25 protein-coding genes are annotated in these 24103 nt (G+C 69.6%); 14 read left to right on the top strand and 11 right to left on the bottom strand.

The window, feature by feature from the left end:
* Positions 1-756: a class II glutamine amidotransferase gene (locus B9P64_RS14675; RefSeq protein WP_085316864.1), complete on the bottom strand. Its 756-nt coding sequence runs from the start codon at positions 754-756 to the stop codon at positions 1-3.
* A gap of 229 nt (positions 757-985) precedes the next feature.
* Between B9P64_RS14675 and B9P64_RS29095 the strand changes: the two genes are divergently transcribed.
* Positions 986-1975: a YVTN family beta-propeller repeat protein gene (locus B9P64_RS29095; protein ID WP_085316863.1), complete on the top strand. Its 990-nt coding sequence runs from the start codon at positions 986-988 to the stop codon at positions 1973-1975.
* Between the two features lie 138 nt (positions 1976-2113).
* A complete protein-coding gene (locus B9P64_RS14665) occupies positions 2114-2641 on the top strand; it encodes an SRPBCC family protein (protein ID WP_085316862.1) in 528 nt (175 codons plus the stop codon).
* A 95-nt stretch (positions 2642-2736) separates the two neighbouring features.
* Here the strand turns inward: B9P64_RS14665 and B9P64_RS14660 are convergent, their stop codons facing one another.
* Positions 2737-3048: a GNAT family N-acetyltransferase gene (locus B9P64_RS14660; RefSeq protein ID WP_085316861.1), complete on the bottom strand. Its 312-nt coding sequence runs from the start codon at positions 3046-3048 to the stop codon at positions 2737-2739.
* A 108-nt stretch (positions 3049-3156) separates the two neighbouring features.
* Between B9P64_RS14660 and B9P64_RS14655 the strand changes: the two genes are divergently transcribed.
* From B9P64_RS14655 to B9P64_RS14645, 3 genes are all read left to right on the top strand, one after another.
* Entirely contained in the window at positions 3157-3909 is a 753-nt protein-coding gene (locus B9P64_RS14655; protein WP_085316860.1) for an HD domain-containing protein, read from the top strand.
* A gap of 190 nt (positions 3910-4099) precedes the next feature.
* Positions 4100-4414: a hypothetical protein gene (locus B9P64_RS14650; RefSeq protein ID WP_085316859.1), complete on the top strand. Its 315-nt coding sequence runs from the start codon at positions 4100-4102 to the stop codon at positions 4412-4414.
* Positions 4415-4524: 110 nt separating this feature from the next.
* Entirely contained in the window at positions 4525-4929 is a 405-nt protein-coding gene (locus B9P64_RS14645) for a hypothetical protein (RefSeq protein WP_085316858.1), read from the top strand.
* Positions 4930-4935: 6 nt separating this feature from the next.
* Here B9P64_RS14645 and B9P64_RS14640 read toward each other — a convergent pair whose 3' ends face one another.
* The 7 genes from B9P64_RS14640 to B9P64_RS14610 all read right to left on the bottom strand — a co-directional run bounded on the left by B9P64_RS14640 (position 4936) and on the right by B9P64_RS14610 (position 10191).
* A complete protein-coding gene (locus B9P64_RS14640) occupies positions 4936-5343 on the bottom strand; it encodes a carboxymuconolactone decarboxylase family protein (protein ID WP_085316857.1) in 408 nt (135 codons plus the stop codon).
* A complete protein-coding gene (locus tag B9P64_RS14635) occupies positions 5309-5677 on the bottom strand; it encodes a MerR family transcriptional regulator (protein ID WP_085316856.1) in 369 nt (122 codons plus the stop codon). The genes B9P64_RS14640 and B9P64_RS14635 overlap by 35 nt, the downstream gene beginning before the upstream one ends.
* Positions 5678-5731: 54 nt before the next feature.
* Entirely contained in the window at positions 5732-6442 is a 711-nt protein-coding gene (locus tag B9P64_RS14630) for a helix-turn-helix transcriptional regulator (RefSeq protein ID WP_085316855.1), read from the bottom strand.
* Positions 6443-6446: 4 nt separating this feature from the next.
* Complete coding sequence (locus B9P64_RS14625; RefSeq protein WP_085316854.1) at positions 6447-6824, bottom strand: VOC family protein; 378 nt, start codon at positions 6822-6824, stop codon at positions 6447-6449.
* 76 nt (positions 6825-6900) lie between these two features.
* Positions 6901-7347, bottom strand: coding sequence for a DUF4124 domain-containing protein (locus B9P64_RS14620; protein ID WP_085316853.1), 447 nt, complete (start codon positions 7345-7347; stop codon positions 6901-6903).
* Between the two features lie 197 nt (positions 7348-7544).
* Positions 7545-8114 (bottom strand): hypothetical protein, encoded by a 570-nt coding sequence (locus B9P64_RS14615; RefSeq protein WP_085316852.1) that lies wholly within the window; start codon positions 8112-8114, stop codon positions 7545-7547.
* A 19-nt stretch (positions 8115-8133) separates the two neighbouring features.
* Positions 8134-10191, bottom strand: coding sequence for a glutamine--tRNA ligase (locus B9P64_RS14610; RefSeq protein ID WP_085316851.1), 2058 nt, complete (start codon positions 10189-10191; stop codon positions 8134-8136).
* Between the two features lie 211 nt (positions 10192-10402).
* On the opposite strand from B9P64_RS14610, the gene B9P64_RS14605 reads away from it, so the two are divergent.
* Both B9P64_RS14605 and otsB read left to right on the top strand, forming a co-directional pair.
* Entirely contained in the window at positions 10403-12715 is a 2313-nt protein-coding gene (locus B9P64_RS14605; protein WP_085316850.1) for an alpha,alpha-trehalose-phosphate synthase (UDP-forming), read from the top strand.
* A 35-nt stretch (positions 12716-12750) separates the two neighbouring features.
* On the top strand, positions 12751-13518 hold the full coding sequence (otsB, locus tag B9P64_RS14600; protein ID WP_176256842.1) for a trehalose-phosphatase: 768 nt from the start codon (positions 12751-12753) through the stop codon (positions 13516-13518).
* A 10-nt stretch (positions 13519-13528) separates the two neighbouring features.
* On the opposite strand, the gene B9P64_RS14595 is transcribed toward otsB, so the two are convergent.
* On the bottom strand, positions 13529-14692 hold the full coding sequence (locus tag B9P64_RS14595; RefSeq protein WP_085316848.1) for a mechanosensitive ion channel family protein: 1164 nt from the start codon (positions 14690-14692) through the stop codon (positions 13529-13531).
* Positions 14693-14760: 68 nt separating this feature from the next.
* Positions 14761-16671: a sigma-54-dependent Fis family transcriptional regulator gene (locus B9P64_RS14590; RefSeq protein ID WP_085316847.1), complete on the bottom strand. Its 1911-nt coding sequence runs from the start codon at positions 16669-16671 to the stop codon at positions 14761-14763.
* A gap of 521 nt (positions 16672-17192) precedes the next feature.
* Between B9P64_RS14590 and B9P64_RS14585 the strand changes: the two genes are divergently transcribed.
* From B9P64_RS14585 to B9P64_RS14555, 7 genes are all read left to right on the top strand, one after another.
* The gene (locus B9P64_RS14585) at positions 17193-17789 is read left to right on the top strand and encodes a QcrA and Rieske domain-containing protein (RefSeq protein WP_085316874.1); all 597 of its coding nucleotides are present in this window, start codon (positions 17193-17195) and stop codon (positions 17787-17789) included.
* 144 nt (positions 17790-17933) lie between these two features.
* Entirely contained in the window at positions 17934-19658 is a 1725-nt protein-coding gene (locus B9P64_RS14580; protein WP_085316846.1) for a methanol/ethanol family PQQ-dependent dehydrogenase, read from the top strand.
* 38 nt (positions 19659-19696) lie between these two features.
* Positions 19697-20545, top strand: coding sequence for a transporter (locus B9P64_RS14575; protein ID WP_085316845.1), 849 nt, complete (start codon positions 19697-19699; stop codon positions 20543-20545).
* 10 nt (positions 20546-20555) lie between these two features.
* Complete coding sequence (locus tag B9P64_RS14570; RefSeq protein ID WP_085316844.1) at positions 20556-21023, top strand: DUF1097 family protein; 468 nt, start codon at positions 20556-20558, stop codon at positions 21021-21023.
* 90 nt (positions 21024-21113) lie between these two features.
* Positions 21114-22553, top strand: a complete 1440-nt coding sequence (gene aldA, locus B9P64_RS14565; protein ID WP_085316873.1) for an aldehyde dehydrogenase — start codon at positions 21114-21116, stop codon at positions 22551-22553.
* A gap of 66 nt (positions 22554-22619) precedes the next feature.
* A complete protein-coding gene (locus tag B9P64_RS14560; RefSeq protein WP_085316843.1) occupies positions 22620-23474 on the top strand; it encodes a DUF6502 family protein in 855 nt (284 codons plus the stop codon).
* A partial coding sequence (locus B9P64_RS14555; RefSeq protein ID WP_235840009.1) for a DUF5666 domain-containing protein occupies positions 23471-24103 on the top strand: 633 nt, incomplete at its 3' end. The genes B9P64_RS14560 and B9P64_RS14555, both read left to right, overlap by 4 nt.

Below are 24103 nucleotides of genomic sequence, written 5' to 3'. Positions count from 1 at the left end.
TCAGAGCAGCGCGCTGCCGTCGACGAACACCTTGATCTGGCCGGCGCCAAAGGCGGTCCAGGTCTCGTCGGCGGTGAGCGGCTCGGTGGCGATCACCGCCACCCGGTCGTCGCGGTCGGCATGCTGCGCAAAGTTGATGCGCACATCCTCGTCCTGCAAGCGCGCCGCCGCGAACGGCTGGTGCCGCTCGATGTAGTGCAGCTGGGTCGAGCAGTGCGCCCACAGCGCCACGCCATTGCTCAATACAAAGTTGAAATTGCCGTGCGCGGTGATGCTGGGCAGCAGCTCGGCCAGCGTGGCGGCCAGCTCCAGCGGCTCGGGCACGCTGGCGTGCTCCTTGGCCAGCTCCTGCATCAGCCAGCAGAAGGCGCGCTCGCTGTCGGTATCGCCGACCGGCTGGAAGGCCGCATGCAGCGCCGGCCGGTAGTCGACCAGATTGCCGTTGTGCGCAAACACCCAGTAACGCCCCCAGAGCTCGCGCGTGAAAGGATGGGTGTTCTCCAGCGCCACGCGGCCCACCGTGGCCTTGCGGATGTGGGCCAGCACATTGGTGCTGCGGATCGGGTAGTGCTTGATGAGATCGGCCACCGGCGAATCGACGGCGCGCCGGGCATCGACAAAGCTGCGCACGCCGCGCCCCTCGAAGAAGGCCACGCCGAAGCCGTCGGCATGCTCGCAGGAGCGGGTGGCGAAGCCGGTGAAGCTGAAGACGATGTCGGTCGGGACGTTGCAGTTCATGGCCAGCAGCTGGCACATCGTTGGCCTCGGTACAGATGAAAAGGTGTTCGACGGAACCCGCGATTGTCGCCAAGCCGGGCGTGCTGCGGGTTGCGCGTTTGCAGCCGGAAGTGTTGCTGCGGGCGGGTTGTCACCGCTGCCGACGCCGGGTCGGGCTGGGGCAAGCTCGGACGCATGCGGTTTGCGGGAGCAGGGAATGGCAAGCGGGATGCGCGGCGGACAGGCGCGGCGGGCGATGACGAGCGGAATGCGCAACGGGTCGGCGGCGACGCGCGCGCTGCGCAACGGGCTGGCGACGCTGGCGCTGGCGGCGGCAATGGCGGCGCTGCCGGTCAGTGCGGCGCCATTTGCCTGGATCACCAACCAGGGCTCGGACACGGTGAGCGTGGTCGACATCGCCACGGCCGGCGTGGTGGCGACGGTGCCGGTCGGCCATTCGCCGGCGGGCGTGGCGGCCAGCGATGCGGCGGGCCGGGTCTTTGTGAGCAATGCCGACGGCGGCTCGGTGTCGGTGCTGAGCCTGGACACGCGGGCGGTCGTGGCGACGGTGGCCGTGCCTGACGGGCCGGTCGGCATCGCCGCCGCGCCCGACGGCCGGCGCGTGTATGTGGCGGCCTGGTACGGAAACCGGCTGGTGGCGATCGACGCCGCCGGCGCACGCGTGACCGGCGCAGTGCCGCTCGGCCGTGCGCCGGCCGGCATTGCGGTCGCGCCCGACAGCGCCACCGTCTACGTGGCCGAGCGCGACGACGACTGCGTGGCGGTCGTCGATGCCGCCACGCTGGCGGTCAGATCGCGCATCCGCGTCGGCGCGCATCCGTTCGCGCTCGCCGTGGCGCCGGACGGCCGGCGGCTGCTCGCGCTCAACGTGGTCAGCAACGATGTGAGCGTGGTCGATCTGGCTAGCGGGCGCGTCGCGGCCACCGTGCCGGTCGGCCTCGCGCCCTACGGCGCCAGCTTTTCGGCCGACGGCCGGCGCGCCTGGATCACCAACCAGCATGGCGAGTCGGTCTCGCTGCTCGAGTTCGACGCTGCCGGCGGCGCGCGCCTGGCCGCGACCTTCGAGCGCGCCGCCGACTATCCCGAGGGCATCGCCCTGGCCGGTGACCGGCTGCTGGTGGTGAGCTGGATGAACGACGAGGCGCTGCTGCTCGACCCGGCCAGCGGCGCGCGGCTGGCCAGCGTGGCGCTCGGGCGCAATCCGCGCGGCTTCGGCCAGATGCTCAGCACGCGCTGATCGCATTGCGCGCCGCGGCAGCCGGCCGCTTCTGCTGCGCTGCCGCATCGCGCGCCTGTGGCACATTGCCCCGCGAGCCCGGTCCGCCGCGGCTCGCCATCCATCCAGCCATCAGAACAAACAGAGGAGACAACGCTCATGCGCGTTTCATTCAGCGCGGCGCTCGCGCTTGCCGGCGTCTGCATCGCCGGCACTGCCCAGGCCCACGGTCCCACGCGCCAGAAGGTCACCGAGACCATCACCATCCAGGCTCCGGCCGACGTGGTCTGGAAGCGCATCAAGGAATTCAGCGATCTGGGCTGGCATCCGGCGGTGGAAAGCACCACCGCGACCGACGGCAACAAGGTCGGCTCGGTGCGCAACATCAAGCTCAAGGGCGGCGGCGAGATCGTCGAATCGCTCGAAACCTATTCGGATGCCGACCGCAAGTACGGCTACCGCATGAAGGATCCGGGCCCGGTGCCGGTCAACAACTACAGCTCGACCATCGCGGTGAGCCCGGCCGGCGCCGGCGCCAGCACGGTGGAATGGCGCGGCGCCTTCTACCGCGCCTATCTCAACAACGATCCGCCGGCCGACCAGAACGACGAGGCGGCGATCAAGGCGGTGACCGGCATCTACCAGGGCGGGCTCGCCGCGCTGAAGAAGGCGCTCGAAGCGAAGTAAGTGCCCCGGGGCGCGGCCGGTGCCGGCGTTCCGGTGCCGGCCGGCGGCGCGCGGCGCGGGCGCGCAACCGGCGGCGCTCGCTTCGGTCGCCCGGCTCAGTCGCGCGCCAGCACCGGCGCCGCCTGCGCCGGATGGCGCCGCGCCCACAGCGCCACATAGCTGCACAGCGGCACGATCGTCAGCCCCGCGCGGGCGGCATGGTCGAAGGCGGCGGCCACCAGTTGCGCCGCAATGCCCCGGCCTTCGAGCGCCGGCGGCACGCCGGTGTGATGCATGAGCATGCGCTTGCCGTCGAGCCGGTAATCGGCCACGCAGCGCAGGCCGTCCACGCTGGCCTCGAAGCGGCCGGCTTCCGGGCGATGCACGACCTGCACTTCGATCTGGCGTGACGGGTTGGGCGAATTCATGGCGGTCTCCGGTAGCGATGGCGGGCGGGCAGGGCGACTGGCACGGCTCTGGCATCGATCGCGCCACTCCCTGCCACCCATGTCGGCTTTGTCGCCGCACTCCTCCCGATGATCGATCAATTCCGCGACGCCCAGCCGGGCCAGCTCGGCAGTCTGCTGTCGCAATTGCTGATGACCGATTTGCCGTCGCCGGGCTTCGAGCAGCTGCGCGATTCGGGCGTGCTCGCGCGCGTGCTGCCCGAACTCGATGCGCTGTTCGGCATTCCGCAAAGCGCCGACGAGCCCGAGACGGTCGATGTCGGTCATCACCAGCTGCGCATGCTCGACGAGGTGGCGCGCCGCAAGGCAGCGCTGCCGGTGCGCTGGGCCGCGCTGCTGCACAAGCTCGGCAAGGCCGGCTCGCCGAAGGAATTTCTGCCGGGCCATCTGCATCACGAGCGCCGTGGCGCGCCGCTGGCCGAGGCCATCTGCGACCGCTTCGGGCTCGATGCCGAGACGCGCGATCTGGCCCTGCTCACCGTCGCCGAATGCGACCGCATCCACCGTGCGGTCGACATGCGTGCCGGCGCCATCACCATGCTCATCACCCGGCTCGAAGGGCTGGAGCGCCCCGAGCGCTTCGAGCGGCTGCTGCTGATCGCCACCTGCGACTTCCACGCCTATCCGGGCCAGGAACTCAAGCCCTATGGCAAGGCCGACAAGTTCCGGCGCGCGATGCGGGCGGCGGCGTCCATCGATGCCGCGCGCTTTGCCGCCAGCCATCCCGGGCTGTCGGCCGACGATGTGGCGCAGCGTCTGCTGGAGGCACGCGCCCAAGCCGTGGCCGAGGCGCTCAGCAGCGAGCAGTGGGACGCGGCCTGAGCCGCCGCGCCGTCAGGCGACCGCGCCGGTGCGCCGCGCCTGACCGGCCGGCGCACCGGGTTCGACATTTGCATCGCCCCCGCACGCAGCCGGCGAATGTCGGCTTGCCGACAACCCGGCCGCGCATCCCGTCCGCTCCGCCCTGCCAGCGTCAGCTTCGCTGCGCGGCCTCATCACAACGAGATACGCCATGACCGAGCAAGCCCAGGAACAGGAACAGCCGTCCAACAAGATCCGCGTGATCGTGCCCGAGGGCATGACCTTCGCCGACCTCAAGCTGACCAAGAACGCCGAGACCGGCGAAGTGAGCTTCGACCTCGAAGCCGTGCGCGCCGTCTGCGTGGCCACGGGCGTGGATGCCGACGCGGTGTTCGCGCATGAAGGCAATGTCAACAGCCTGATCGTTGCCTGGTACGGCGTGCACCGCATGGACGGCGGCGAGCCCGACGTGGTGTTCGAAAGCCTGATCGCCGATGCCAAGAAGGCGTCGGGCGAAATGCAGTAAGCCGCGCCAGACGCTTCCAGACGCAAGCCGGGCAAGCGTCTGCAACCGCCGACTGACCGGCGGCCGCTGTCGGCCGAGGCTGGGCCTTCGCATCGACGAAGGAGCGCGCCATGACCGACAGCAGTCTGATTCAAATCCCCGGCCGGGATGCCGTTCCGCCCGGCCACGGCACCGGGGCGCTCGGCCCGAGCGACAGCTCAGACTCGGGCAGCGATGTGGTCGGCGCTGGCGCGGCACTCGGCGACTCCAATCTCGATTCGGACACCGACCGCCACGGCACCGGCGAACGCGGCTCGGTCGGCCGCGACCCGATGGACGAGCTGGGCGCGGACATCGCGTCCGACCGCGAAATCGACAGCCTGCTCGACCAGACCCAGCCCGAGAACTCGCTCGACGACATGGAAGCCGCCGCCGGCCTGCCCGATCCGGATACCGACCCAGACGATCTGGCCGATGCCCAGCTGGCCGTCGACGAGGCCGCCATCGACAAGCTCGACGCCGCCACGCGGCGCTGATGCGCCTCAGCCGCGCGCGTCGAACTCGGCGAATGCGCGGCGCGCGGTGTTGATCGCGTTGATCGCCGCCGGAAAGCCGGCATACACGGCGATCTGCAACAGCACCTCGATCACCTCGGCCTTGGTGGCGCCGACATTGAGCGCGCCCTGGATGTGCACGCCGAGCTGCAGTTGCGGATGGCCCATCGCGGCGAGCGCGGCCACGGTCGTGAGCTGGCGCGTGCGCAGGTCGATGCCCGGGCGCGAGATCACTTCGCCGTAGGCAAAGTCGACGATGAAATCGGCCAGTTCGGGCGCCAGGTCGCGCAGGCTGGCGACGACGGCGTTGCCGGCATTGGCGGTGACGGCGTCGAGCGTGTTCAGGCCACGGGCGTGGCGGTCAGCCGCGTCGGGCGAGCTGGTGGGCGTAGACATTCAGTTTCTCCTCAAGCGCATCGATGTTGCGATCGAGGCTGGCGCGCGCCTCGCGCATGCGGGCCAGATGGTCGGCCAGCAGCGCGCTGCGTTCTTCCAGCGTCGAATCGCCGGCGCGACGCAGCCCCGCATAACGCTGCATCTCGCGGATCGGCATGCCGGTGGCACGCAGCCGCTGGAGAAAGCCGATCCAGGCCAGATCGGCCGCGCTGTAGCGCCGCGCGCCGCCGGCCTGCGCGACCGGGTCGATCAGACCGATGCGCTCGTAATAGCGCAGGGTGTGGGCGCTCAGGCCAGTGAGGGCGGCGGTGGCGGAAATGCTGTGGGGCTTCATCGCGGGCCGACTGTGCGGGTTGGAGTGCGCTCGAAGTCAAGCGCGCCGGCGGTCTCAGCCGGCGTTGCCGGGCTCGGCGGTGACCGAGCGCAGATAGTCGCGCAGCCGGCGGCCGGCCTGGTCGGGAAAGCGGCGCTCGGTGGCGGTGAGGCCGGCGAGCGCATCGACGCGAAAGGTGCGGAAACCGCCGCGCAGCTCGCACCAGGCGGCGAGCGTCCAGCGCGGCGTGCCGGCTTCGCTGCCCCAGAAATGCAGGCCGAGCGGCCAGACCTCGCGCCGGCTGGCGGCGCCGTTGCGGTCGCGGTAGTCGAAGGCCAGCACGCGGCGCGCGTCGATGGCCTGCTTGCACAGGTCGAAGCGCGGGCGCCAGGCCGGGTCGATGAAGAAATCGGGCGCGCCGAGCGCGCGCAGCTCCAGCGCGGGGCGGCGTTCGGCCGGCACGGCGGCGCCGATCTTGTCGAGCGCGCGCCGCGCCGCGTCGGCCAGACCGTGGCCGGCCCAGGCCTCGACCATGCGCGCGCCGAGCGCCAGCGCCTCCAGCTCGGCGGCGTCGAACATGAGTGGCGGCAGGTCGAAGCCGGCGCGCAGCCGGTAGCCGACGCCGGCTTCGCCCTCGATCGGCACGCCGGACAGCGACAGGTCGCGCACATCGCGGTACACGGTGCGCACCGAGATGCCGAGCGTCTCGGCGAGCTGGGCGGCAGTGGTCAGGCGCCGGCCGCGCAGCGTCTGGACGATGCGGAACAGGCGGTCGGCGCGGCGCACGGGCTCAGGCGGCGGCCGGCGCCGCGTGAATGCCGATGGAATTGCCCTCGCTGTCGCTGAACACCGCGATCGTGCCGATGCTGCCCGGCAGCTCGGTGCGCGGCATCAGCACGGTCGCGCCGCGCGACACGGCCCGGTCGAGCGCCACGCCGACCTCGGTCACGGCCAGATACGGCAGCACGCCGTGCGCCGACGGCGTGAACTGCGGCCCGCAGGCCAGCGCGCCGCCCACGCCGCTGCCGTGCGGAAACACGGCCAGCTCGAAGCCGCCCATGCGTTCGCGCTGCAACCGGGTGCCGAACACCGCCTCGTAAAAGCCGATGGCGCGGTCGAGGTCGGTGACGGGGATTTCGAACCAGTGGATGACGTTGTCGTCGCTCATGTCGGTCTCGCTTGAGATGGGTTGGGAGCCCGGACGATGCGCGGGTACTGCTGACAGCGGGGTGGCAGCAGAGGCGTCAGCGGCTGCCGCCCTCGACGGCGGCGTCGATGCGCCGTGCGGCGATGTCGGGCGCGGTTCTGGCGCCCGCGCTCGGCAACCCGCCGCCCTTGCGCTGGGCTTCGGCCAGATCGCGCGCGCCGTCCCAGCCGCGCAGCGGATCGCGCACATCGACCGAGCGCGACTTGCCGTTGGCGCAGGGAAAGTTGGAATAGCTGGTGCTGCCATGCGCATCGGTGCAGCGCCAGATCGAACTTCTGGGTCGGGATGGCGGCGCGTCGCGGGATGCCGGCCGCGCAGCCGGCATCGGTGCATCGGCGGGCTCGCTTTCGACTGCCGGCGCCGTGACGATCGAATCCCGATTGACCGGGTTTGGCAGGCGCTCGCTGCGGCCCAGTACTGCAAGGCTGCCGACGATGCAGTTGGTTGAAAACAGGACTCCGGCAACGAGCAGACGTCTGGACATGATGGGCGAGGGGCGGGAACTGGCGGGATCGCCCCGAAGTGTGGTTGCGAGCACTCACAGGGCGCGGTGAAACAAGTCGCCACGCCAAGAGAAACGGCCCGGTCGAAGCCGGGCCGTGAGTTTCACGCCAATTGCGGTGGGCGCGTTTGGCCCATGAGCGCTTCATCCTCGGGCGCGGCGGATGGTGCCGCTGCGCCTCAGTCGAGCGTGCGGCAGCCGAGCTGGCTGCGCTGGTCGCGCAATGCGGTCAGTGCTGCGCGGATCTGGTCCTGGCGCTGGCCTGACCGAGGCTGGCGCGCGTCGACGTTGTAGGCCGCAATGGCGGCGGCGATGTCGGCGCAAGCCAGGTGGTCGTCGTCGGCCGGGGCTTCGGCCGAGGCCGGGATCGGTACGTAACGCGGAGCCGCTGGCGCCGCAGCACGGCGCTGCGCCAGTTCCAGCTCGCGACTGCCGTCCCAGCCGCGCAGGGCATCGCGGGTATCGACGCTGCGCGAATCGCCGCCCGCGCAAGGGCGGTCGGAATAGCTGATGGCGCCGCCGGCCCCGGTGCAGCGCCAGACCTCGCCGCCCGGTCGTGGCGGCGTCGGCGCCGGTTGGGGCGCGAGCGCTTGCGGCGGCGCGGCGACAACCGGCCCGGGCTGGTCGACCGGCGTCACTGCGCGGTTCTCGGCCGCGGGCCGCGCCATCCGCCCGTCGAGCACGACCAGCGTGCCGAAGACGCAGGCGGTCGAGATCAGCAGCGCGGCGACGAGCGGACGGTTGGACATGGCGCGTCGACTCCGACGATCACTTGCCCCACGAATCCTTCAGCGTGGTGATGCGGTTGAGCACCGGCCGTTCCACCGTCGAATCCTTCGCGTCGGCCACGAAATAGCCAAAGCGCTCGACCTGCCAGCGCGCGCCCGGCGCGGCCAGCGTGCCCGGCTCCAGATAGCCCTGCACCACCTGCTTCGACGCCGGATTGAGCGCATCGAGGAAGTTCTTGCCGCCGGCATCGGGCTGGGCGTCGGCGAACAGCCGGTCGTAGAGCCGGAACTCGGCCGCGACCGCATGCGCCGCGCTCACCCAGGTGATGTTGCCCTTCACCTTCACGCTGTCGGCGCCCGGCGTGCCGCTCTTGGTATCGGCGATGACCGTCGCCTGCACCTCGATCACGCGGCCGTCGGCATCCTTGCTGCAGCCGGTGCATTCGACGATGTAGCCGTACTTGAGCCGCACCTTGTTGCCCGGAAACAGCCGGAAGAAGCCCTTGGTCGGCACTTCGGCAAAGTCCTCGCGCTCGATCCACAGCTCGCGGCCGATCGGAAAGCTGCGCTGCCCAAGCTCCGCGTGATGCGGATGGACCGGCGCGGTGCAGTCGTCGAACGTGCCCGCATCCCAGTTGGTGAGCACGAGCTTGACCGGATCGAGCACGGCCACGGTGCGCGGCGCCTTCGGGTCGAGGTCGTCGCGCAGCGATTGCTCCAGCGTGGCGTAGTCGATCCAGCCGTCGCTCTTGCTCACGCCGATGCGCTCGGCAAACAGTTGCAGGCTCGCCGGCGTATAGCCGCGCCGGCGCAGGCCCACGATGGTCGGCATGCGCGGATCGTCCCAGCCGTCCACATGGCCTTCCTGCACCAGTTGCAGCAACTTGCGCTTGCTGGTGATGACGTAGGTGAGGTTGAGGCGCGCGAATTCGTACTGGCGCGGCAGCTGGAACACGTCGGCCTTGAGCGGCTCCAGCGCATGCGCGAGCAGCGGCGTGAACTGGTGCGCGTGCGGCCCGCACAGCAGCTCGAAGAAGACCGGCAGCTCGGCATCGAGCCGCGCGTCGTCGTCCTTCCAGCCGTCGAGCAGGGCGCGCAGTTCGGCCTCGGGGCCATGCGGCGCGAGCTTGTAGCGCAGCTTGAAGCAGCGCTTCGCGAAGTCGCGCTGGCCGTCGATGCCGCCGTTGCGCACGCCGGCCAGCAGCTCCAGCCCGGCCAGCCATTGCGGCTCGCGCAGCACCGGCACGATGCGCTCCACCGCCCAGTCGTACAGCGGCCGGTGATCCTGGAATTCGAGCGTGCAGATCGAGTGGGTGATGTTTTCCAGCGCGTCCGACACCGCATGCGTGAAGTCGTACATCGGATAGATGCACCACTTGCTGCCGGTGCGGTGATGGTCGGCAAAGCGGATGCGGTACAGCGCCGGATCGCGCAGGTTCATGTTGGGCGAGGCCATGTCGATCTTCGCCCGCAGGATCATGCTGCCCTCGGCATGCTTGCCGGCGCGCATCTCGCGGAACAGGCGCAGCGATTCCTCGGCCGGCCGACTGCGCCAGGGGCTGTCGCTGCCGCGCTCGGTCAGGTTGCCGCGGCTGGCGCGCATTTCCTCGGCGCTCTGCTGGTCCACATAGGCGTGGCCGGTCTCGATCAGGTACTCGGCAAACCGGTACAGGTCGTCGAAGTAGTCGCTCGCGTAGAACTGGTTGTCGTGCGCGCCGGCCGGGCCTTCCTCGTGATAGCCGAAGCCCATCCAGTGCACGGTGTCGAGGATGGTGTCGACGTACTCCTGGTCTTCCTTGACCGGGTTGGTGTCGTCGAAGCGCATGTGGCACTGGCCGGCGTAGTCGCGCGCCAGGCCAAAGTTCAGGCAGATGCTCTTGGCATGGCCCACATGCAGATAGCCGTTCGGCTCCGGCGGAAACCGGGTGCGGATGCGCTGCGCATCGACCGGCGCCAGCGCGTGATGACTGCCGTCGCCCGGCGTGCCGGCCCAGCGGCGCGCGGCAAAGCGCTGCGCCGCCAGATCGGTATCGATGATGTTGCGCAGAAAGTTGGTGACGTGGCCTTCGGCCTTGGGTGCGGCGTCTTGCTTGCTCATGGATTGGGTGGCGATTCGTGCGCAGGGCGCAGGTGATGCGGGGGCGCGGCAGCGCCGGCTTGCACCGCGATGGCTGCCGGCAGCATGGGGCCGCAGGGGGTTCGCGGCAGTGTAGCCAATCGTGACCGACGGTCGCGGCGGGTACGGGACTGTCAACCAGCGGTAATCGTTTCCTACAGATGAACCGGGCTTGCCGCCCCAGGCTGGCGCCATGGCTGCCAGACATCTCCCCACTCCAGTCGCTGCCGGGCCCCGGGCACGCGATCGCTCCTTCCTGCGCACCTTCCGGCTGTCGCTGCGCTTCATCGTGCCGCTCGCGGTCGCGCTCGGGCTGTTCGCCTATGCGGTCGTGCCGCTGGTCGACCGGCTGATGTTCGGCTGGGCGATCCGCGACATCGAGGCGCGCTCGCAGCTGATTGCGAGCACGCTCGACGAGCAGATCGGCGACGCGGCCCGCGACGGTGCGCTCGGCCGCATCTCGCGCGTGCTCGAACGCGCCACCCACGACGAGCGGCTCTACGCGGTGGCCTACTGCAATTCGGACGGCCGCCTGCTGGTGCGTACCAGCCAGTTTCCGGCCGGTTTCGATTGCAGCACCCGGCATGTGGATGCGGCCGTGCTCGCCGATGCCCGGCCCGGCTCGATCGAGGCGCTGCATGTGCTGCAACGCCCGGTGCTGGCCGAGGGCGAGACCATCGGCGCGCTGGTCCTGGTGCACGACACCAGCTATGTGCTGCGCCGCAGTGAGGAAACGCGCCGCTATGTGGTGCTGCTGGTGGCCGGCATGGGCGCCATCGTGGCGCTCATCACCGTGCTGGTCGCGCATCTGAGCTGGCGCGGCTGGGTCGATGGCGCGCGCGCCTTTCTGCGTGGCGAAGGGCTGGTGCGTCCGTTCGAGAACACCGATCCCGACATCGCGCCGCTCGTCTCGGACATGCGCCGGCTGCTGCGCCAGGTGAACGAGGAGCGCCGCATCCTCCAGGACACCACCATCGAATGGCGCCCCGAAACGCTGCGCCTGCTGCTGCGCGAGCATCTGTACGGCGATCAGGTCATCGTGGTGTCGAATCGCGAGCCTTACATTCACAGCCGCGCCGACGACGGCAGCATCGTCGTCAAGCGCCCGGCCAGCGGTCTGGTGACTGCGGTCGAGCCGGTGATGAGAGCCTGTTCCGGCACATGGATCGCGCATGGCAGCGGCAGCGCCGATGCCGACGTGACCGACCGCCAGGGCCATGTGCCGGTGCCGCCCGACAACCCGTCCTACACGCTGCGCCGACTCTGGCTTACCGAAGAGGAAGAGCGCGGCTACTACTTCGGATTCGCCAACGAAGGGCTCTGGCCGCTATGTCATATCGCGCATGTGCGACCGATATTCCGCGAGTCCGACTACGAGCAATATCTAGCAGTGAACAAGCGCTTTGCCGACGCGGTCGTGGCAGAGGCACGCACGAGAGACCCGGTGGTACTCGTACAGGACTACCACTTCGCACTCCTACCCAAGCTGATTCGTGAACGACTTCCTCAGGCGACCATCATCACCTTCTGGCACATTCCGTGGCCGAACCCGGAATCGTTCGGCATCTGCCCCTGGCGCACCGAGATACTGGAAGGTCTTCTGGGCAGCACGATCCTCGGATTCCACACTCCCTATCATTGCCAGAACTTCCTCCAGGCCGTGGACCGATTCCTAGAAGCGCGCATCACCCGCGAAGATTCGGTGGTGACCTTCCACGGTCGCCGCACGAAGGTGCAGGACTACCCGATCTCGATCCACTGGGAGGCGCTGTCGCCCGAGCAGCGCCAGGCGGCGGTGGTGGCGCGCGAGCGCATCCGCGCCGGTTACGGCTTTGCCGACGGCCACTGCTTCGCGCTCGGCGTCGACCGGCTCGACTACACCAAGGGCATCGTCGAGCGCTTTCATGCGGTCGAGGCGATGCTGGCCAAGCACCCGGAAATGATCGGCCGGTTCACGCTGGTGCAGATTGCCGCGCCATCGCGCTCCATCCTCGACGACTACCGCAACTTCGAGCAGCGGGTGCGCGAGCAGGCCGCGCGCATCAACGAGCGCTTTGCGCGCCCGGGGCAGGCCGAAGCCATTCGTCTGCTGGTCGAGCAGCACAGCAGCGAGTCGGTGTTCGCCCACTTCCGGGCCTGCGATGTCTGCGTCGTCACCAGTCTGCATGACGGCATGAATCTTGTTTCCAAAGAGTTCATCGCTGCGCGCGACGATGAGCAGGGCGTGCTCATCCTGAGTCAGTTTGCAGGCGCGGCCGCCGAATTGCCCGAAGCGCTGATCGTGAATCCGTATCACGTCGATCAGACCGCCGATGTGCTCTACCAGGCGGCCACCATGCATCCGGCCGAACAGGCCGAACGCATGCGCTCGCTGCGCGGCATTGTTGAAGATTTCAATATCTACCGTTGGGCGGGGCGAATGCTGCTCGATGCCTCACGGGAAAGAAACAGCGCTAAAACGCGCGACCGAATCGACAGGCTCTCTTCCTCCTCGGAGCGCTACTAATGTGGGGTGATCCTTTTTACACGCCGGGTCTGCGCATGGACTACCTCTTCTCCGAAGCGGGAAATGCTGCGCTCGACCAACTGGCATCTTCGCGAACGCTGTTTGCCTTCGACTTCGACGGCACGCTCGCACCCATCGCGTCGCGGCCCGCCGATGCGGCCATGACGCCCGAGGGCCTGGCGGCGCTGGTGGCATTGAGTTCGCGCGCCCCGGTGGCGGTGATCTCGGGCCGCTCGGTGAGCGACCTGCGCGCCCGGCTGCCCGGAACCGTGCGCTATGCAGTCGGCAATCACGGCAACGAAGGGCTGCCGCTGCCGTTCGGCGCATTGCCCGGCGTGGCCGAGTTCGGCGCCATCTGCGAGGAATGGCGCAATCAGCTCGAGATCGGCATGGATGTGGGCGTGCACTGCCCGGGCGTCGAGATCGAGTTCAAGGGCATCGGCATTTCGCTGCACTACCGGCGTTCGCCCGATCCGATCGTGGCGCGCGAATGCATCGACCAGCTGATCGACCGGCTCTGGCCCACGCCCTGCCTCATCGAGGGGCAGTACGTGGTCAATCTGCTGCCCGAGCATTCGCTGACCAAGCACGATGCGCTCGAAGCGGTGCTGAGCCATACCGGCTGCTCGCATGCGCTGTTCATCGGCGACGACATCACCGACGAATACGCCTTTCGCGATGCGCCGCCCAACTGGATGACGGTGCGCGTGGGCGCCACCGCCGACAGCGAGGCGCGCTGGTTCGTCAACGACCAGTCCGAAGTGCAGAAGCTGATCCGCGCGCTGGTGGCGCGGCGCAACTGAGGCTGGCGCTTCAGGACGCCGGCGGCACAACATGCGTCGGCACCCGCTGCGGCGCGGCCATCTCGGTGCCTGCGATGCCCTGGGCCGGCGTGGCCGGCGGCGCGCTCGCCATGCCGTCGTGATCGGGCGAGTTCATCTCGGCGCGCAGGCGCGGCAGGTATTGCGGCCAGTCGCGCTGCATGCAGGTCAGCAGTCGCTCGCGCACATGGCAGCGCAGATCCCAGTTGCGCGGTGAATTGGCCGAGCTGACCAGGCAGCGCAACTGCATCGCGCGCTCGCCGGCATCGGTCACTTGCAGCAGCGCCACCCGGCCGTCCCAGTCGGGCGAGGCGGCGCAGGCGGCCTTGAGTTCGGCGCGCAGCGGATCGAGCGGCATGCGGTAGTCGACCCACAAGAACACGGTGCCGATCAGTTCCGAGCTGGTCCGGGTCCAGTTCTGGAACGGATGCTCGATCCACCATTGCAGCGGCACCACCAGCCGACGCTGATCCCACAGCCGCACCACCACATAGGTGCCGGTGATCTCCTCGATCCAGCCCCATTCGCCTTCCACGATCACCACGTCGTCGAGCCGGATCGGCTGCGCGAGACCGATTTGCAGGCCGGCGATCAGATTGCCGAGTACCGGTCGGGCCGCGATACCGGCGATCAGCCCGGCCACGCCGGCCGAGGCGAGCAGGCTGGCGCCGAGCTGGCGCACGCTCGGGAAGGTCATGCAGATGAGCGCGATGCCGACCAGCCCGATGCCGAACATGGCGGTGCGCGCCAGCACGCGGGTCTGGGTGGCGAGCCGGCGCAGGCCGAGGTTGTCGGTCACGTTGGACGGATGCGCGCCGAGCACGCCGTCCGCGATGCCGCGCACGCAGCGCACCAGCAGCCAGGTGACGGCGGCGATGAACAGCACATTCGACACATGGCGCACGGTCTCGATGCCGTCGAGCTGGTCGGGGGCGCTGTGCAGCACCAGTTCCATCGCGGTGAGCGGCAGCGCCCAGGCGGCCGGCGAGCGCGCCGCGCGCGCGATGGACTGGGCCAGCGGCGCGCGCGCGACGGCGCGCCGGATGACCGCATCGCCGAGCCGGAACACGATCAGGGCGAGCGTCAGTGCGATGGCGAGCGCGACCAGCGTGGCGATCCACGGGTCGCTGCGGAGCAGGGCGGAGAAGTTGGGCATGCCGGCATGTAAGCCGGCGCATCGGCCGACCGGCAAGCCGCGAAACACTCGCTGAAGTTCGCTCCGGTCTAGCCGCGCCGGCCGCTGCCGGGCGCGATGCCGTAATCGCGCAGCCGGCGGTAGAAGGTGGCGCGCGACATGCCGAGCTGGCGCGCGGCGCTCGGCGCATGACCGTCGCAGTCGGCCAGCGCCTGGCGCAGCTTCAGGCTCTCGTCGCGGTCGTCGGCCAGCTCGCGCGCCACCGGCCGCTGGCTGGCGCGCGCGCTGGCGGCCGGGCGGGCCAGCGCATCGAGCAGCGAGGCCGGCAGATGCTCGACGCGCAGCCGCGGCTCGGCGCAGACCGCGATCGCATAGCGCAGCACATTGCGCAGCTCGCGGATGTTGCCCGGCCAGTCGTAGCCGAGCAGCCGGTCGAGCACGTCGTCGGGCAGGGCGATGCGGCGGCCGGCGGCCTGCGCCTCGGCGTCGAACACCGCCTGCATCACCTCGCGCCGGTCGCTGCGTTCGCGCAGCGGCGGCAGGCGGAAGGTGGCGGCGTTGAGGCGGTAGTACAGGTCTTCGCGGAAGCGCCCGTCGGCCACCATCGCGGCGAGGTCGCGGTGGGTGGCGCAGACCACATGCAGATCGACGCGGTCGGGCTGGCTCGCGCCGAGCGCCATCACCTCGCCCTCGGCCAGCACGCGCAGCAGCCGCGTCTGCGAGGCGAGCGGCATGTCGCCGATCTCGTCGAGGAAGAGCGTGCCGCCGTCGGCGAGCTGGATCTTGCCGACCATGCCGCGCGCCCGGGCGCCGGTGAAGGCGCCGTCCTTGTAGCCGAACAGTTCGCTCTCGATCAGCGTGTCGGGGATGGCGGCGCAGTTGACCGCCACGAAGGGCCGGGCGCGGCGCTGGCTGTGGCCGTGGATGGCGCGCGCGAAGGCTTCCTTGCCCGAGCCGGTCTCGCCGAGCAGCAGGATGCCGAGCGGCGAATCGGCCAGCCGCTTGATGCGGTCGACCAGCTTGCGCAGCTCGGGATCGCCGACCGCGAGCGCATCGAAGCCTTCGGGCGCGGCGGCGGTCTCGCGCAGCGGTGCGCGGGTGGCGGCGCGCGCCGGCGCCTGCAACTGGGCATGGAACAGCGCGCCGCTGGAGAAGTGGCGCAGCGGCACCGGCACGCCGGGATTGCGATGCGCATGCGCGGTCAGGCCGTCGCGCGGCAGCTCGAACAGGTCGGCCAGCGAGCAGTCGGGCAGGGCGGCGCGCGGGCGCCAGCCGAGCTGCAACCGGCGGCTCGCCGCCAGCACGCGGCCGTCGTCGTCGAAGGCGATGAGCGGGCCGTCGTCCCAGCCGCCGAGTTCGCCGGCCGGGCTCAGGCGCAGCAGCCAGGCATTGCGCCAGGCGTCGGCGAACACCGCGTTCTCGATGGCGAGCGCGCTGTCGCGCACCAGCCGGAACACCATCGCCTGGCTGCGCCGGTCGTCGGGCGCCTCGCAGGCCGAGGCGTTGAGCACGCCGAGTACCCGCCCGTCCGCGCCGAGGATGGGCGCGGCGCTGCAACTGATGGCGGCGTTGTGGGCGCGGAAATGGTCGTGCTTGTGCACGAGGATGGCCTCGCCGTCGACCAGCGCGGTGCCGACCGCGTTGGTGCCTTCCTCGTCCTCGGACCAGCAGGCGCCGACGCGCAGGCCGCGCGTGTTGTAGCCGCGCTCGGCCGCGCCGCCACGGAAGTCGATGGTCTCGCCGCGCTCGTTGGTGAGCAGGACGCAATAGCCGCCGTCGGCGATCTGGCGCTCCAGCCGCGCGATGCGCGATTGCGCCGCGCGCAGCAGCGATTCCGAGCGCTCGCGCAGTTCGCGGCATTCGCCGCTGCTCAGGATGCGCGGCCGGCGCGGCGCATGCGGGTCGAGCCGGTAGTCCTCGACCGACCGGCGCCATGAGCGCGCGATGCGGTCGGCAAGGCCGGGCTGGCGGTCATCGTCGTGACCTTCGGTGATCTGCATCCCTGTCGTCTCCCTGGCGCGGCGGTGCCCAGGCTGGCCCGCCGCGAAGATGCATCTTGTGTGTGGGTTTGAGGGTAGCCAGCGCGGCGCATGCCGGCAATGCGGGCCGGCGCGGGTGTCGATGCTGCGGCGCCGCGCCGTCTCAGCCGGCCGGCGCGCGTCTCAGGCCGGCGTCTCAATCTCATGAGACGCGCTTGCGACGGGCCGGCCGCCGGCCGCCGATGCAGCGCCGCGCCGGGCGCTTGAGCCAGGCGCTTCCCGGGAAGGCAAGTGACTGATTGCAAAGCCGAAACCGGTGCCGGCCCGGGCCTGCGGCGGCGCAGCGACGCAGCGCGCTCCGCCGCGCTGGCACATCGGTTGCCGAACAGCCTGCATCCGCCGCCCTTGCTGCGGTGCCCTCGCAACGCCGTTCGCGGCCGACCGACGGTGCCCGGCGCGGCGCCCCGCAGCCCTTGAAACCGCCCGCCGCCATGACCGACATGAAGCTCCCGATGCCGCCCGCCTGCGCCGCCTGCCGCGCCATGCCAGATGCCGGATCGCCGCACCACGCCAGCGCCGAGTTGCCGCGCCGGCGCGCCCTGCGCGGCGCCGCCGGCATCGCCCTCGGCGCCGCGCTGCCGACCGGCCCGGCGCTGGCCGACGACCCGGCCGACGCCCGCCCGCAGGCCGGCGATCTGCTCGTCCTCGCCAGCGACGACGACGCCTCCCGGCCGCTCACCGCCGACGCCGTCGCCAGCAATCGCAAGCCCTTGCAAGTCTTCCCGGTCGATCCGGCCACCGGCACCGTCCGCAACGGCTCGCGCTTCAACAAGATCGCGCTGGTCCGCGTCGACCCCGCCGCGCTCGACGGCGATGCGGCGCTGCGCGCGGCCGGTGGCGTGCTCGCCTTCTCGGCCGTCTGCACCCACGAGGGCTGCGACGTGACCGAGTGGAACGACAAGGCCGGCACGCTGCTGTGCTTCTGCCATTTCTCGCAGTTCGATCCGCGCGAGAAGGGCCAGGTCGCGGCCGGCCCCGCCGCCAAGGCGCTGCCCTGGCTGCCGCTGCGCGTGGAAGCCGGCCGGCTCGTCGTGGCCGGCGGCTTCAACGGCAAGCCCGGCCCCGCCAAGCCCGCCTGATTGCCTCTCTTGCCGGCGCGTCGCGGGCATGCGCGCGCCGGCCTTTTTATTCCGCTGCATCAGCAAAACCGACCGCCCAGCCGGGACGCGGTCAGGGGCGCCTGCGCCCACCAATCACCCGGCAACACCCAGAGGAGGACCGCCATGAAGAAGTCCATCGTCGCGCTCGGCGCCATCGCCGCGCTCGCCGGCGCCGTCACAGCGCACGCAGCGCTGCCGGCCTACAGCAGCGTCACCGACGCCCGCCTGCGCAATCCCGAGCCGGCCAACTGGCTCATGTACCGCGGCAATTACGGCGGCTGGGGCTACAGCCCGCTCAAGGGCATCAACAGCGGCAACGTCGGCAAGCTGACGCTGGCCTGGGCCTATTCGAGCGGCATGAACGAAGGCCATCAGGCGCCGCCGATGGTCAACAACGGCTACATGTTCGTCACCACGCCGAACAACCAGGTCATCGCCTTCGAGGCCAGGACCGGCAAGGAACTCTGGCGCTACAAGAAGACCATTCCCGAGGAGTTGCAGCAGCTGCATCCGACCAATCGCGGCGTGGCGCTGTACGGCGACAAGGTCTTCCTCGCCACCACCGATGCCAACCTCGTCGCGCTCGACGCGACCACCGGCAAGGAGCTGTGGGTGACCAAGGTCGCCGACTGGAAGAGCGGCTACTACATGACGCTCGCGCCGCTCGCGGCCAAGGGCAAGATCATGGTCGGCTCGTCGGGCGGCGAGTACGGCGTGCGCGGCTTCGTCGCCGCCTTCGATGCCGAGACCGGCAAGGAAGCCTGGCGCACCCACACCGTGGCCGGCCCGGACGAGCCGGGCGGTGACACCTGGCCCAAGGACGACAGCTACAAGCGCGGCGGCGGCTCGGTGTGGATCACCGGCAGCTACGACCCCGACACCAACCTCGCGTTCTGGGGCGTGGGCAATGCCGGCCCGTGGACGCCCGACAGCCGCCCCGGCGACAACCTGTACGCCAACTCGACCATCGCGCTCGATGTCGATACCGGCAAGCTGAAGGGCTATCACCAGTACCACTGGAACGACGGCTGGGACTGGGATGAAGTGTCGGCGCCGCTGCTGATCGACACCGAGCACAAGGGCCGCAAGGTCAAGTCGCTGGTGCATGCCGGCCGCAACGGCTATGTGTGGATGCTGGAGCGCACCGCCGACAAGGTGAACTATGTCGACGCCTGGCCGTTCGTGAAGCAGACGGTGTTCAAGAGCCTCGATCCGAAGACCGGCCGGCCCACCTACAACGAAGGCACGGTGCCCGGCATTGGCAAGAAGACCCACTTCTGCCCGTCGCTGTGGGGCGGCAAGGACTGGCCGCCCGAGGCCTACAACCCGCAGACCGGGCTGTTCTACATCCCGGCCAACAACAACCTGTGCTCCGAGCTGACCGGCGAGGCCGCCAAGTACAAGGCCGGCGAGCTCTACATCGGCGTGTCGCTCGACAACATCCTGACCAATGTGCGCATGACGCCCGAATCGCGCCAGCACGTCGGCGAGGTGCAGGCCTGGGATCTGAAGACCGGCAAGAAGGTCTGGACCCACGAGTATCCCGAGATGAACTGGGGCCCGCTGCTGACCACCGGCGGCAACCTGGTGTTTGGCGGCGGCACCAACGACCGCATGTTCCATGCGTTCGACGCCAGCACCGGCAAGCTGCTCTGGCAATACCCCACCAACTCCGGCGTGACCGGCGTGCCGTCCACCTTCGAGATCGACGGCGAGCAGTACGTGGCCGTGCAGTCGGGCTGGGGCGTGGATGCGCAACGCATGCAGGGCGCCTTCGACGCCGTGCTCGACCACAAGACCGTCGTCCCGCAGGGCGGCGTGCTGTGGGTGTTCAAGGTCGCCAAGTGACCGCCTGACGCCAAGCAAAAAACCAGAGGAGACAGAACATGAATCGCACCCCGTTCAAGCGGGCGGCGCTGGCCGCCGCATGCGTCAGCGGCCTTGCCGCCTTTGCGCCGCAAGCCTTTGCACAGACCACCTTCGACGTGATCGGCCCGCACGAATACGAGCTGCCGGTCGGCTTCAAGCCCTTCAACGTGTTCGTGCAGTACGGCTACGTTCAGGACAACAAGCGCGTCTACGACGACAAGGGCGACAAGGTCGACGGCAGCGGTGCCCAGACCATCGTCGGGCTGTCGAAGTACGTGCGCTTCTGGTCGCCCGAATCGCATCCGGAGATCGGCCTGGCCTATGAAGTGATCGTGCCCGAGATCAGCGTGCGCGACGGTCGCAACGCCACGCAGTCGAGCGGCATCGGCGATCCGCTGACGGGCTTTGCGGTCTGGTACAAGCCGACCGCCGGCTCGACGCTGGGCTTCCAGTCCTTCGTGCAGATTCCGGCCGGCAGCACCGCCGTCAGCGACAAGAACTGGAAGAACCTGTCGAGCTTCCTGTGGGACGTGCGCTTGCCGGCCGACTTCGGCTGGACCGCCGACGCCGGCTATGTGTGGCAGGGCAAGCGCAGCGACGGCCTGCATCCGGGCAACAGCTTCCACACCAACCAGCGGCTCGGCTGGCGAGCCAATTCGCTGCTCGAGCCCTTCGTGGCGCTGGACTACGAGAACGCGCAATCGCGCGGCGACATCAAGTCGAGCCGCGTGACCGATCTGGGCGCGGGTGTCATGTTCCACACCTTCGACAACCAGTCGATCTCGCTGCGTTATGCGGCCAGCGTCAACGGCCGCAACCACTCGGCCAACAACAGCATCAACCTCAAGTACGCCTACGTCTGGTGAGGAGCGCGCGATGAAGATCCTGCATGCACTCGCGCTCAGCATAGGCGCACTGGTGGCGGTCTGGGTATTCCTGAGCGTGGGCCAGCCCGGCCTGCGCTTCAACCCCTGGATCGGCTTCGTGGCCTGGGCCGCGTTCTTCGCGGCCGGCGGCGGCAAGGGCGGCTTCAACAAGGCGCTCGCTGCCGGGCTCGCCGGCATCCTGCTGACGGCGGCGACGCTGTACGGCGTGGGTGCGGCGGGCGGTGGTCTGGTCGCGATGATCGGACTGGTGGCAGTGCTGGCCTTCGTGCTGGTGGCGATGGCCGAGCTGCCGGCGCTGTCGTACACGCCGGCGGCCTTCCTCGGCGCGGCGGCTTTCTTTGGCTCGGGCGGCAAGGTGGACGAGAGCGTGTTCTTCGTCGCGCTCACCTGGCTCGTCGGGTTGGCCTTCGGCTACGCGTCGGAGGCGGCGGGCAAGCGCATCGCGAAGCCCGCCTGAGCCGGCATCGCACGAACCTTCATTGCGAATGAATCTTCAGCACGTCCGTCGGCGGGCATGTCGTCCGCCGGCTTCTCCGAGGAGTTCCTCATGGTCACGAAGTACAGCAATTACGTGAACGGCGCCTTCATCGATGCGCCGTCGGAAGCCACCATCGAAGTGCTCAACCCGGCCGATCATTCGCTGATCGCGCTCATCCCCGACAGCGCGGCCGGCGTGGTCGACGAGGCAGTCGCTGCCGCCCGCAGCGCCCAGCGCGGCTGGGAAAAGCTGCCCGCGATCCAGCGCGCCGGCTTCCTGCGCCAGATCTCCGCCAAGCTGCGCCAGCATCGCGACCGGCTCGCCGAGGTCATCACGCGCGAGCAGGGCAAGGTGCTCGGGCTGGCGAAGGTGGAAGTGGACTTCACCGCCGACTACATCGACTACATGGCCGAGTGGGCGCGCCGCATCGAGGGCGAGGTCATCCCGAGCGACCGGCCGAACGAAAGCATCTTTCTGCTGCGCAAGCCGATCGGCGTCACGGCCGGCATCCTGCCGTGGAACTTCCCGTTCTTCCTCATCGCGCGAAAGATGGCGCCGGCCCTCATCACCGGCAACACCATCGTCGTCAAGCCGAGCGAGGAGACGCCGATCAACGCCTTCGAGTTCGCCAAGCTCGTGGCCGAGACCGATCTGCCGCCGGGCGTGTTCAACCTGGTGTCGGGGCGCGGCGCGACCACTGGCGTGGCGCTCACCGGCCATCCGGATGTGGGGCTGGTGAGCTTTACCGGCAGCGTCGCGACCGGTCAGGCGATCATGAAGGCGGCCGCCGCCAACCTCACGCGCGTGAATCTGGAGTTGGGCGGCAAGGCGCCGGCCATCGTGCTGGCGAGCGCCAATCTGGAGCTGGCGGCCAAGTCCATCGTCGCCTCGCGCACCATCAATACCGGTCAGGTCTGCAACTGCGCCGAGCGCGTCTACGTCGAGGCCTCGGTGGCCGAGGAATTCACCGACCGCGTGGTCAAGCTGATGGCCGCCACGCGCTACGGCGATCCGCTGCGCGAGGACGGGCTCGACATGGGGCCGCTGGTCAACAAGATCGGGCTCGACAAGGTGGCGGCGATGGTCGAGCGCGCGCGCGCCGAGGGCGCCGAGATCCGGCTCGGCGGCAAGCTGGCCGACCGCGCGGCGGGCTTCCATTACGAGCCGACCGTCATCGCCGGCTGCCGCGCCGACATGGAAATCATGCGCAAGGAAATCTTCGGGCCGGTGCTGCCGATCCAGACCGTCGGCGGCCTCGACGAGGCGATTGCGCTGGCCAACGATTGCGAATACGGCCTCACGTCATCGATCTTCACCGACGACATCAATGCCGCGATGCAGGCGGTGCGCGAGCTGAGCTTCGGCGAGACCTATATCAACCGCGAGCATTTCGAGGCGATGCAGGGCTTTCATGCCGGCCGGCGCAAGTCGGGCATTGGCGGCGCCGACGGACGGCATGGCCTGATGGAATACACGGAGACCCATGTCGTCTATTTGCAGACGCATTGAATACTGGGGTTGATTCTCGTCTGTGAAAAATGCACAGCCAGACGGTGGCGGGCTATCCTCACCGTCATGGAATCGACACCCGGCAATGAATCGGAATGGGCCCGGCCCGTGCTGGCGGAATTGCTGCGTCCGCTCGCCGAGCTGGCCTTGTCGCAGGGGCTCAAGCTCGCCGAGCTGACCGAGGCCCTGAAGGCGGCGCTGGTCGATGCCGCCAGCGCCGAAATCCGCGAGACGCGCGGCCCCAAGGCCCGCGTCACCGAATCGGCGATTTCCATTTCCACCGGCGTGCATCGCAAGGATGTGCACCGCATCGTGGCCGAGGCCGGTCCGGCGCAACGGCCGCCGCGCTCGCTGGCGCCGCTGGTGTTCACGCGCTGGCGCAGCTCGCCCGACTTTCTCGACGCCGCCGGCCAGCCGCGCGCGCTGTCGGCCAATCTGCAAACCGACGAGCGGCCGAGCTTCGCGACCCTGTGCGCGAGCGTGAGCCAGGATGTCCATCCGCGCACCGTGCTCGATGAGCTGATGCGGCTCGATCTGGTGGCCGAGCGCGAAGGGCGGCTGCATCTGACCAGCGTGGGCTTCGTGCCGAGCGGCGAGAAGCGCGCGCTGCTCGAATTCATCGGCGCCAATGTCGGCGACCATTTCCTCGCGGCGGTGCGCAATGTGCGCGCGCCCGAGCCGCTGCATTTCGAGCAGGCGGTGTGGGCCGGCCCGGTCGACCGGGCGGCGGTCGATGCCGTGCAAACCCTTGCACGCGAACAATGGCCATTGCTGCTGCAACGTCTGGTGCCCATGCTGGAGGCGGCCGAGCGCCGCGCCGCCGGGCAGGATGACGGTCAGCGCCTGCGGCTCGGGCTGTATGTGTTCCACGAAAAGGCGCCGCCGAGCGCCACCGACAATCAGAACGGAGAACAGTCATGACGCAACGACGCACGGTGCTTGGCCTTGGCCTGGCTTCACTCGGGCTGATGACCACATCGTGCGGCGGGGGCGGCGGGCTGGGCTCGGTGCTGGCCGACGTGGGCAGCGGCGGCACCGGCTCGACCACCATCGGCCCGGTGAGCGGCTTTGGCTCGGTGATCGTCGGCGGGCTGCGCTATGACGACAGCGCCGCCCTCATCACCGACGACAGCGGCGCCGCCCTGTCGAGCAGCAGCCTCGGGCTCGGGATGATGGTGCGGGTCGACGGCACGCTCAGCGATGCCAGCAACGGCAAGGCCACGACCATCCGCGTGACCAGCCAGCTGCTGGGCCCGGTGACGGCCATCGATGCGACGGCCGGCAGCTTTACCGTGCTGGGCCAGACCGCCCGGCTCACGGCCACCACGGTGTACTCGGGCTTCACCAGCCTGGCCGGGCTGGCGCTGGGCGACACGGTCGAGGTCTGGGGCGTGCTCGATGCGGCCAATGCCACGGTCACGGCCACGCGGGTCGAGCTGAAGACGGCGGCGACCGGCAGCTACAAGCTGGTCGGCACGGTCACGGCGGTCGATGCGGCGCGCAGCCGCTGCACCATCGGTGCGCTCACAGTGGCCTATGCCGGCGCCAGC

This window comes from Derxia lacustris, from assembly GCF_002105195.1.
Taxonomy (GTDB): domain Bacteria; phylum Pseudomonadota; class Gammaproteobacteria; order Burkholderiales; family Burkholderiaceae_E; genus Derxia; species Derxia lacustris.
This window is presented reverse-complemented; position numbering and strand designations above follow the sequence as displayed.

Coding starts and splice junctions, on each gene's coding strand:
- B9P64_RS14675 (WP_085316864.1), bottom strand. CDS start 756: ATGTGCCAGCTGCTGGCCATGAACTGCAACGTCCCGACCGACATCGTC.
- B9P64_RS29095 (WP_085316863.1), top strand. CDS start 986: ATGCGCAACGGGTCGGCGGCGACGCGCGCGCTGCGCAACGGGCTGGCG.
- B9P64_RS14665 (WP_085316862.1), top strand. CDS start 2,114: ATGCGCGTTTCATTCAGCGCGGCGCTCGCGCTTGCCGGCGTCTGCATC.
- B9P64_RS14660 (WP_085316861.1), bottom strand. CDS start 3,048: ATGAATTCGCCCAACCCGTCACGCCAGATCGAAGTGCAGGTCGTGCAT.
- B9P64_RS14655 (WP_085316860.1), top strand. CDS start 3,157: ATGATCGATCAATTCCGCGACGCCCAGCCGGGCCAGCTCGGCAGTCTG.
- B9P64_RS14650 (WP_085316859.1), top strand. CDS start 4,100: ATGACCGAGCAAGCCCAGGAACAGGAACAGCCGTCCAACAAGATCCGC.
- B9P64_RS14645 (WP_085316858.1), top strand. CDS start 4,525: ATGACCGACAGCAGTCTGATTCAAATCCCCGGCCGGGATGCCGTTCCG.
- B9P64_RS14640 (WP_085316857.1), bottom strand. CDS start 5,343: ATGTCTACGCCCACCAGCTCGCCCGACGCGGCTGACCGCCACGCCCGT.
- B9P64_RS14635 (WP_085316856.1), bottom strand. CDS start 5,677: ATGAAGCCCCACAGCATTTCCGCCACCGCCGCCCTCACTGGCCTGAGC.
- B9P64_RS14625 (WP_085316854.1), bottom strand. CDS start 6,824: ATGAGCGACGACAACGTCATCCACTGGTTCGAAATCCCCGTCACCGAC.
- B9P64_RS14620 (WP_085316853.1), bottom strand. CDS start 7,347: ATGTCCAGACGTCTGCTCGTTGCCGGAGTCCTGTTTTCAACCAACTGC.
- B9P64_RS14615 (WP_085316852.1), bottom strand. CDS start 8,114: ATGTCCAACCGTCCGCTCGTCGCCGCGCTGCTGATCTCGACCGCCTGC.
- B9P64_RS14610 (WP_085316851.1), bottom strand. CDS start 10,191: ATGAGCAAGCAAGACGCCGCACCCAAGGCCGAAGGCCACGTCACCAAC.
- B9P64_RS14605 (WP_085316850.1), top strand. CDS start 10,403: ATGGCTGCCAGACATCTCCCCACTCCAGTCGCTGCCGGGCCCCGGGCA.
- otsB (WP_176256842.1), top strand. CDS start 12,751: ATGGACTACCTCTTCTCCGAAGCGGGAAATGCTGCGCTCGACCAACTG.
- B9P64_RS14595 (WP_085316848.1), bottom strand. CDS start 14,692: ATGCCCAACTTCTCCGCCCTGCTCCGCAGCGACCCGTGGATCGCCACG.
- B9P64_RS14590 (WP_085316847.1), bottom strand. CDS start 16,671: ATGCAGATCACCGAAGGTCACGACGATGACCGCCAGCCCGGCCTTGCC.
- B9P64_RS14585 (WP_085316874.1), top strand. CDS start 17,193: ATGCCAGATGCCGGATCGCCGCACCACGCCAGCGCCGAGTTGCCGCGC.
- B9P64_RS14580 (WP_085316846.1), top strand. CDS start 17,934: ATGAAGAAGTCCATCGTCGCGCTCGGCGCCATCGCCGCGCTCGCCGGC.
- B9P64_RS14575 (WP_085316845.1), top strand. CDS start 19,697: ATGAATCGCACCCCGTTCAAGCGGGCGGCGCTGGCCGCCGCATGCGTC.
- B9P64_RS14570 (WP_085316844.1), top strand. CDS start 20,556: ATGAAGATCCTGCATGCACTCGCGCTCAGCATAGGCGCACTGGTGGCG.
- aldA (WP_085316873.1), top strand. CDS start 21,114: ATGGTCACGAAGTACAGCAATTACGTGAACGGCGCCTTCATCGATGCG.
- B9P64_RS14560 (WP_085316843.1), top strand. CDS start 22,620: ATGGAATCGACACCCGGCAATGAATCGGAATGGGCCCGGCCCGTGCTG.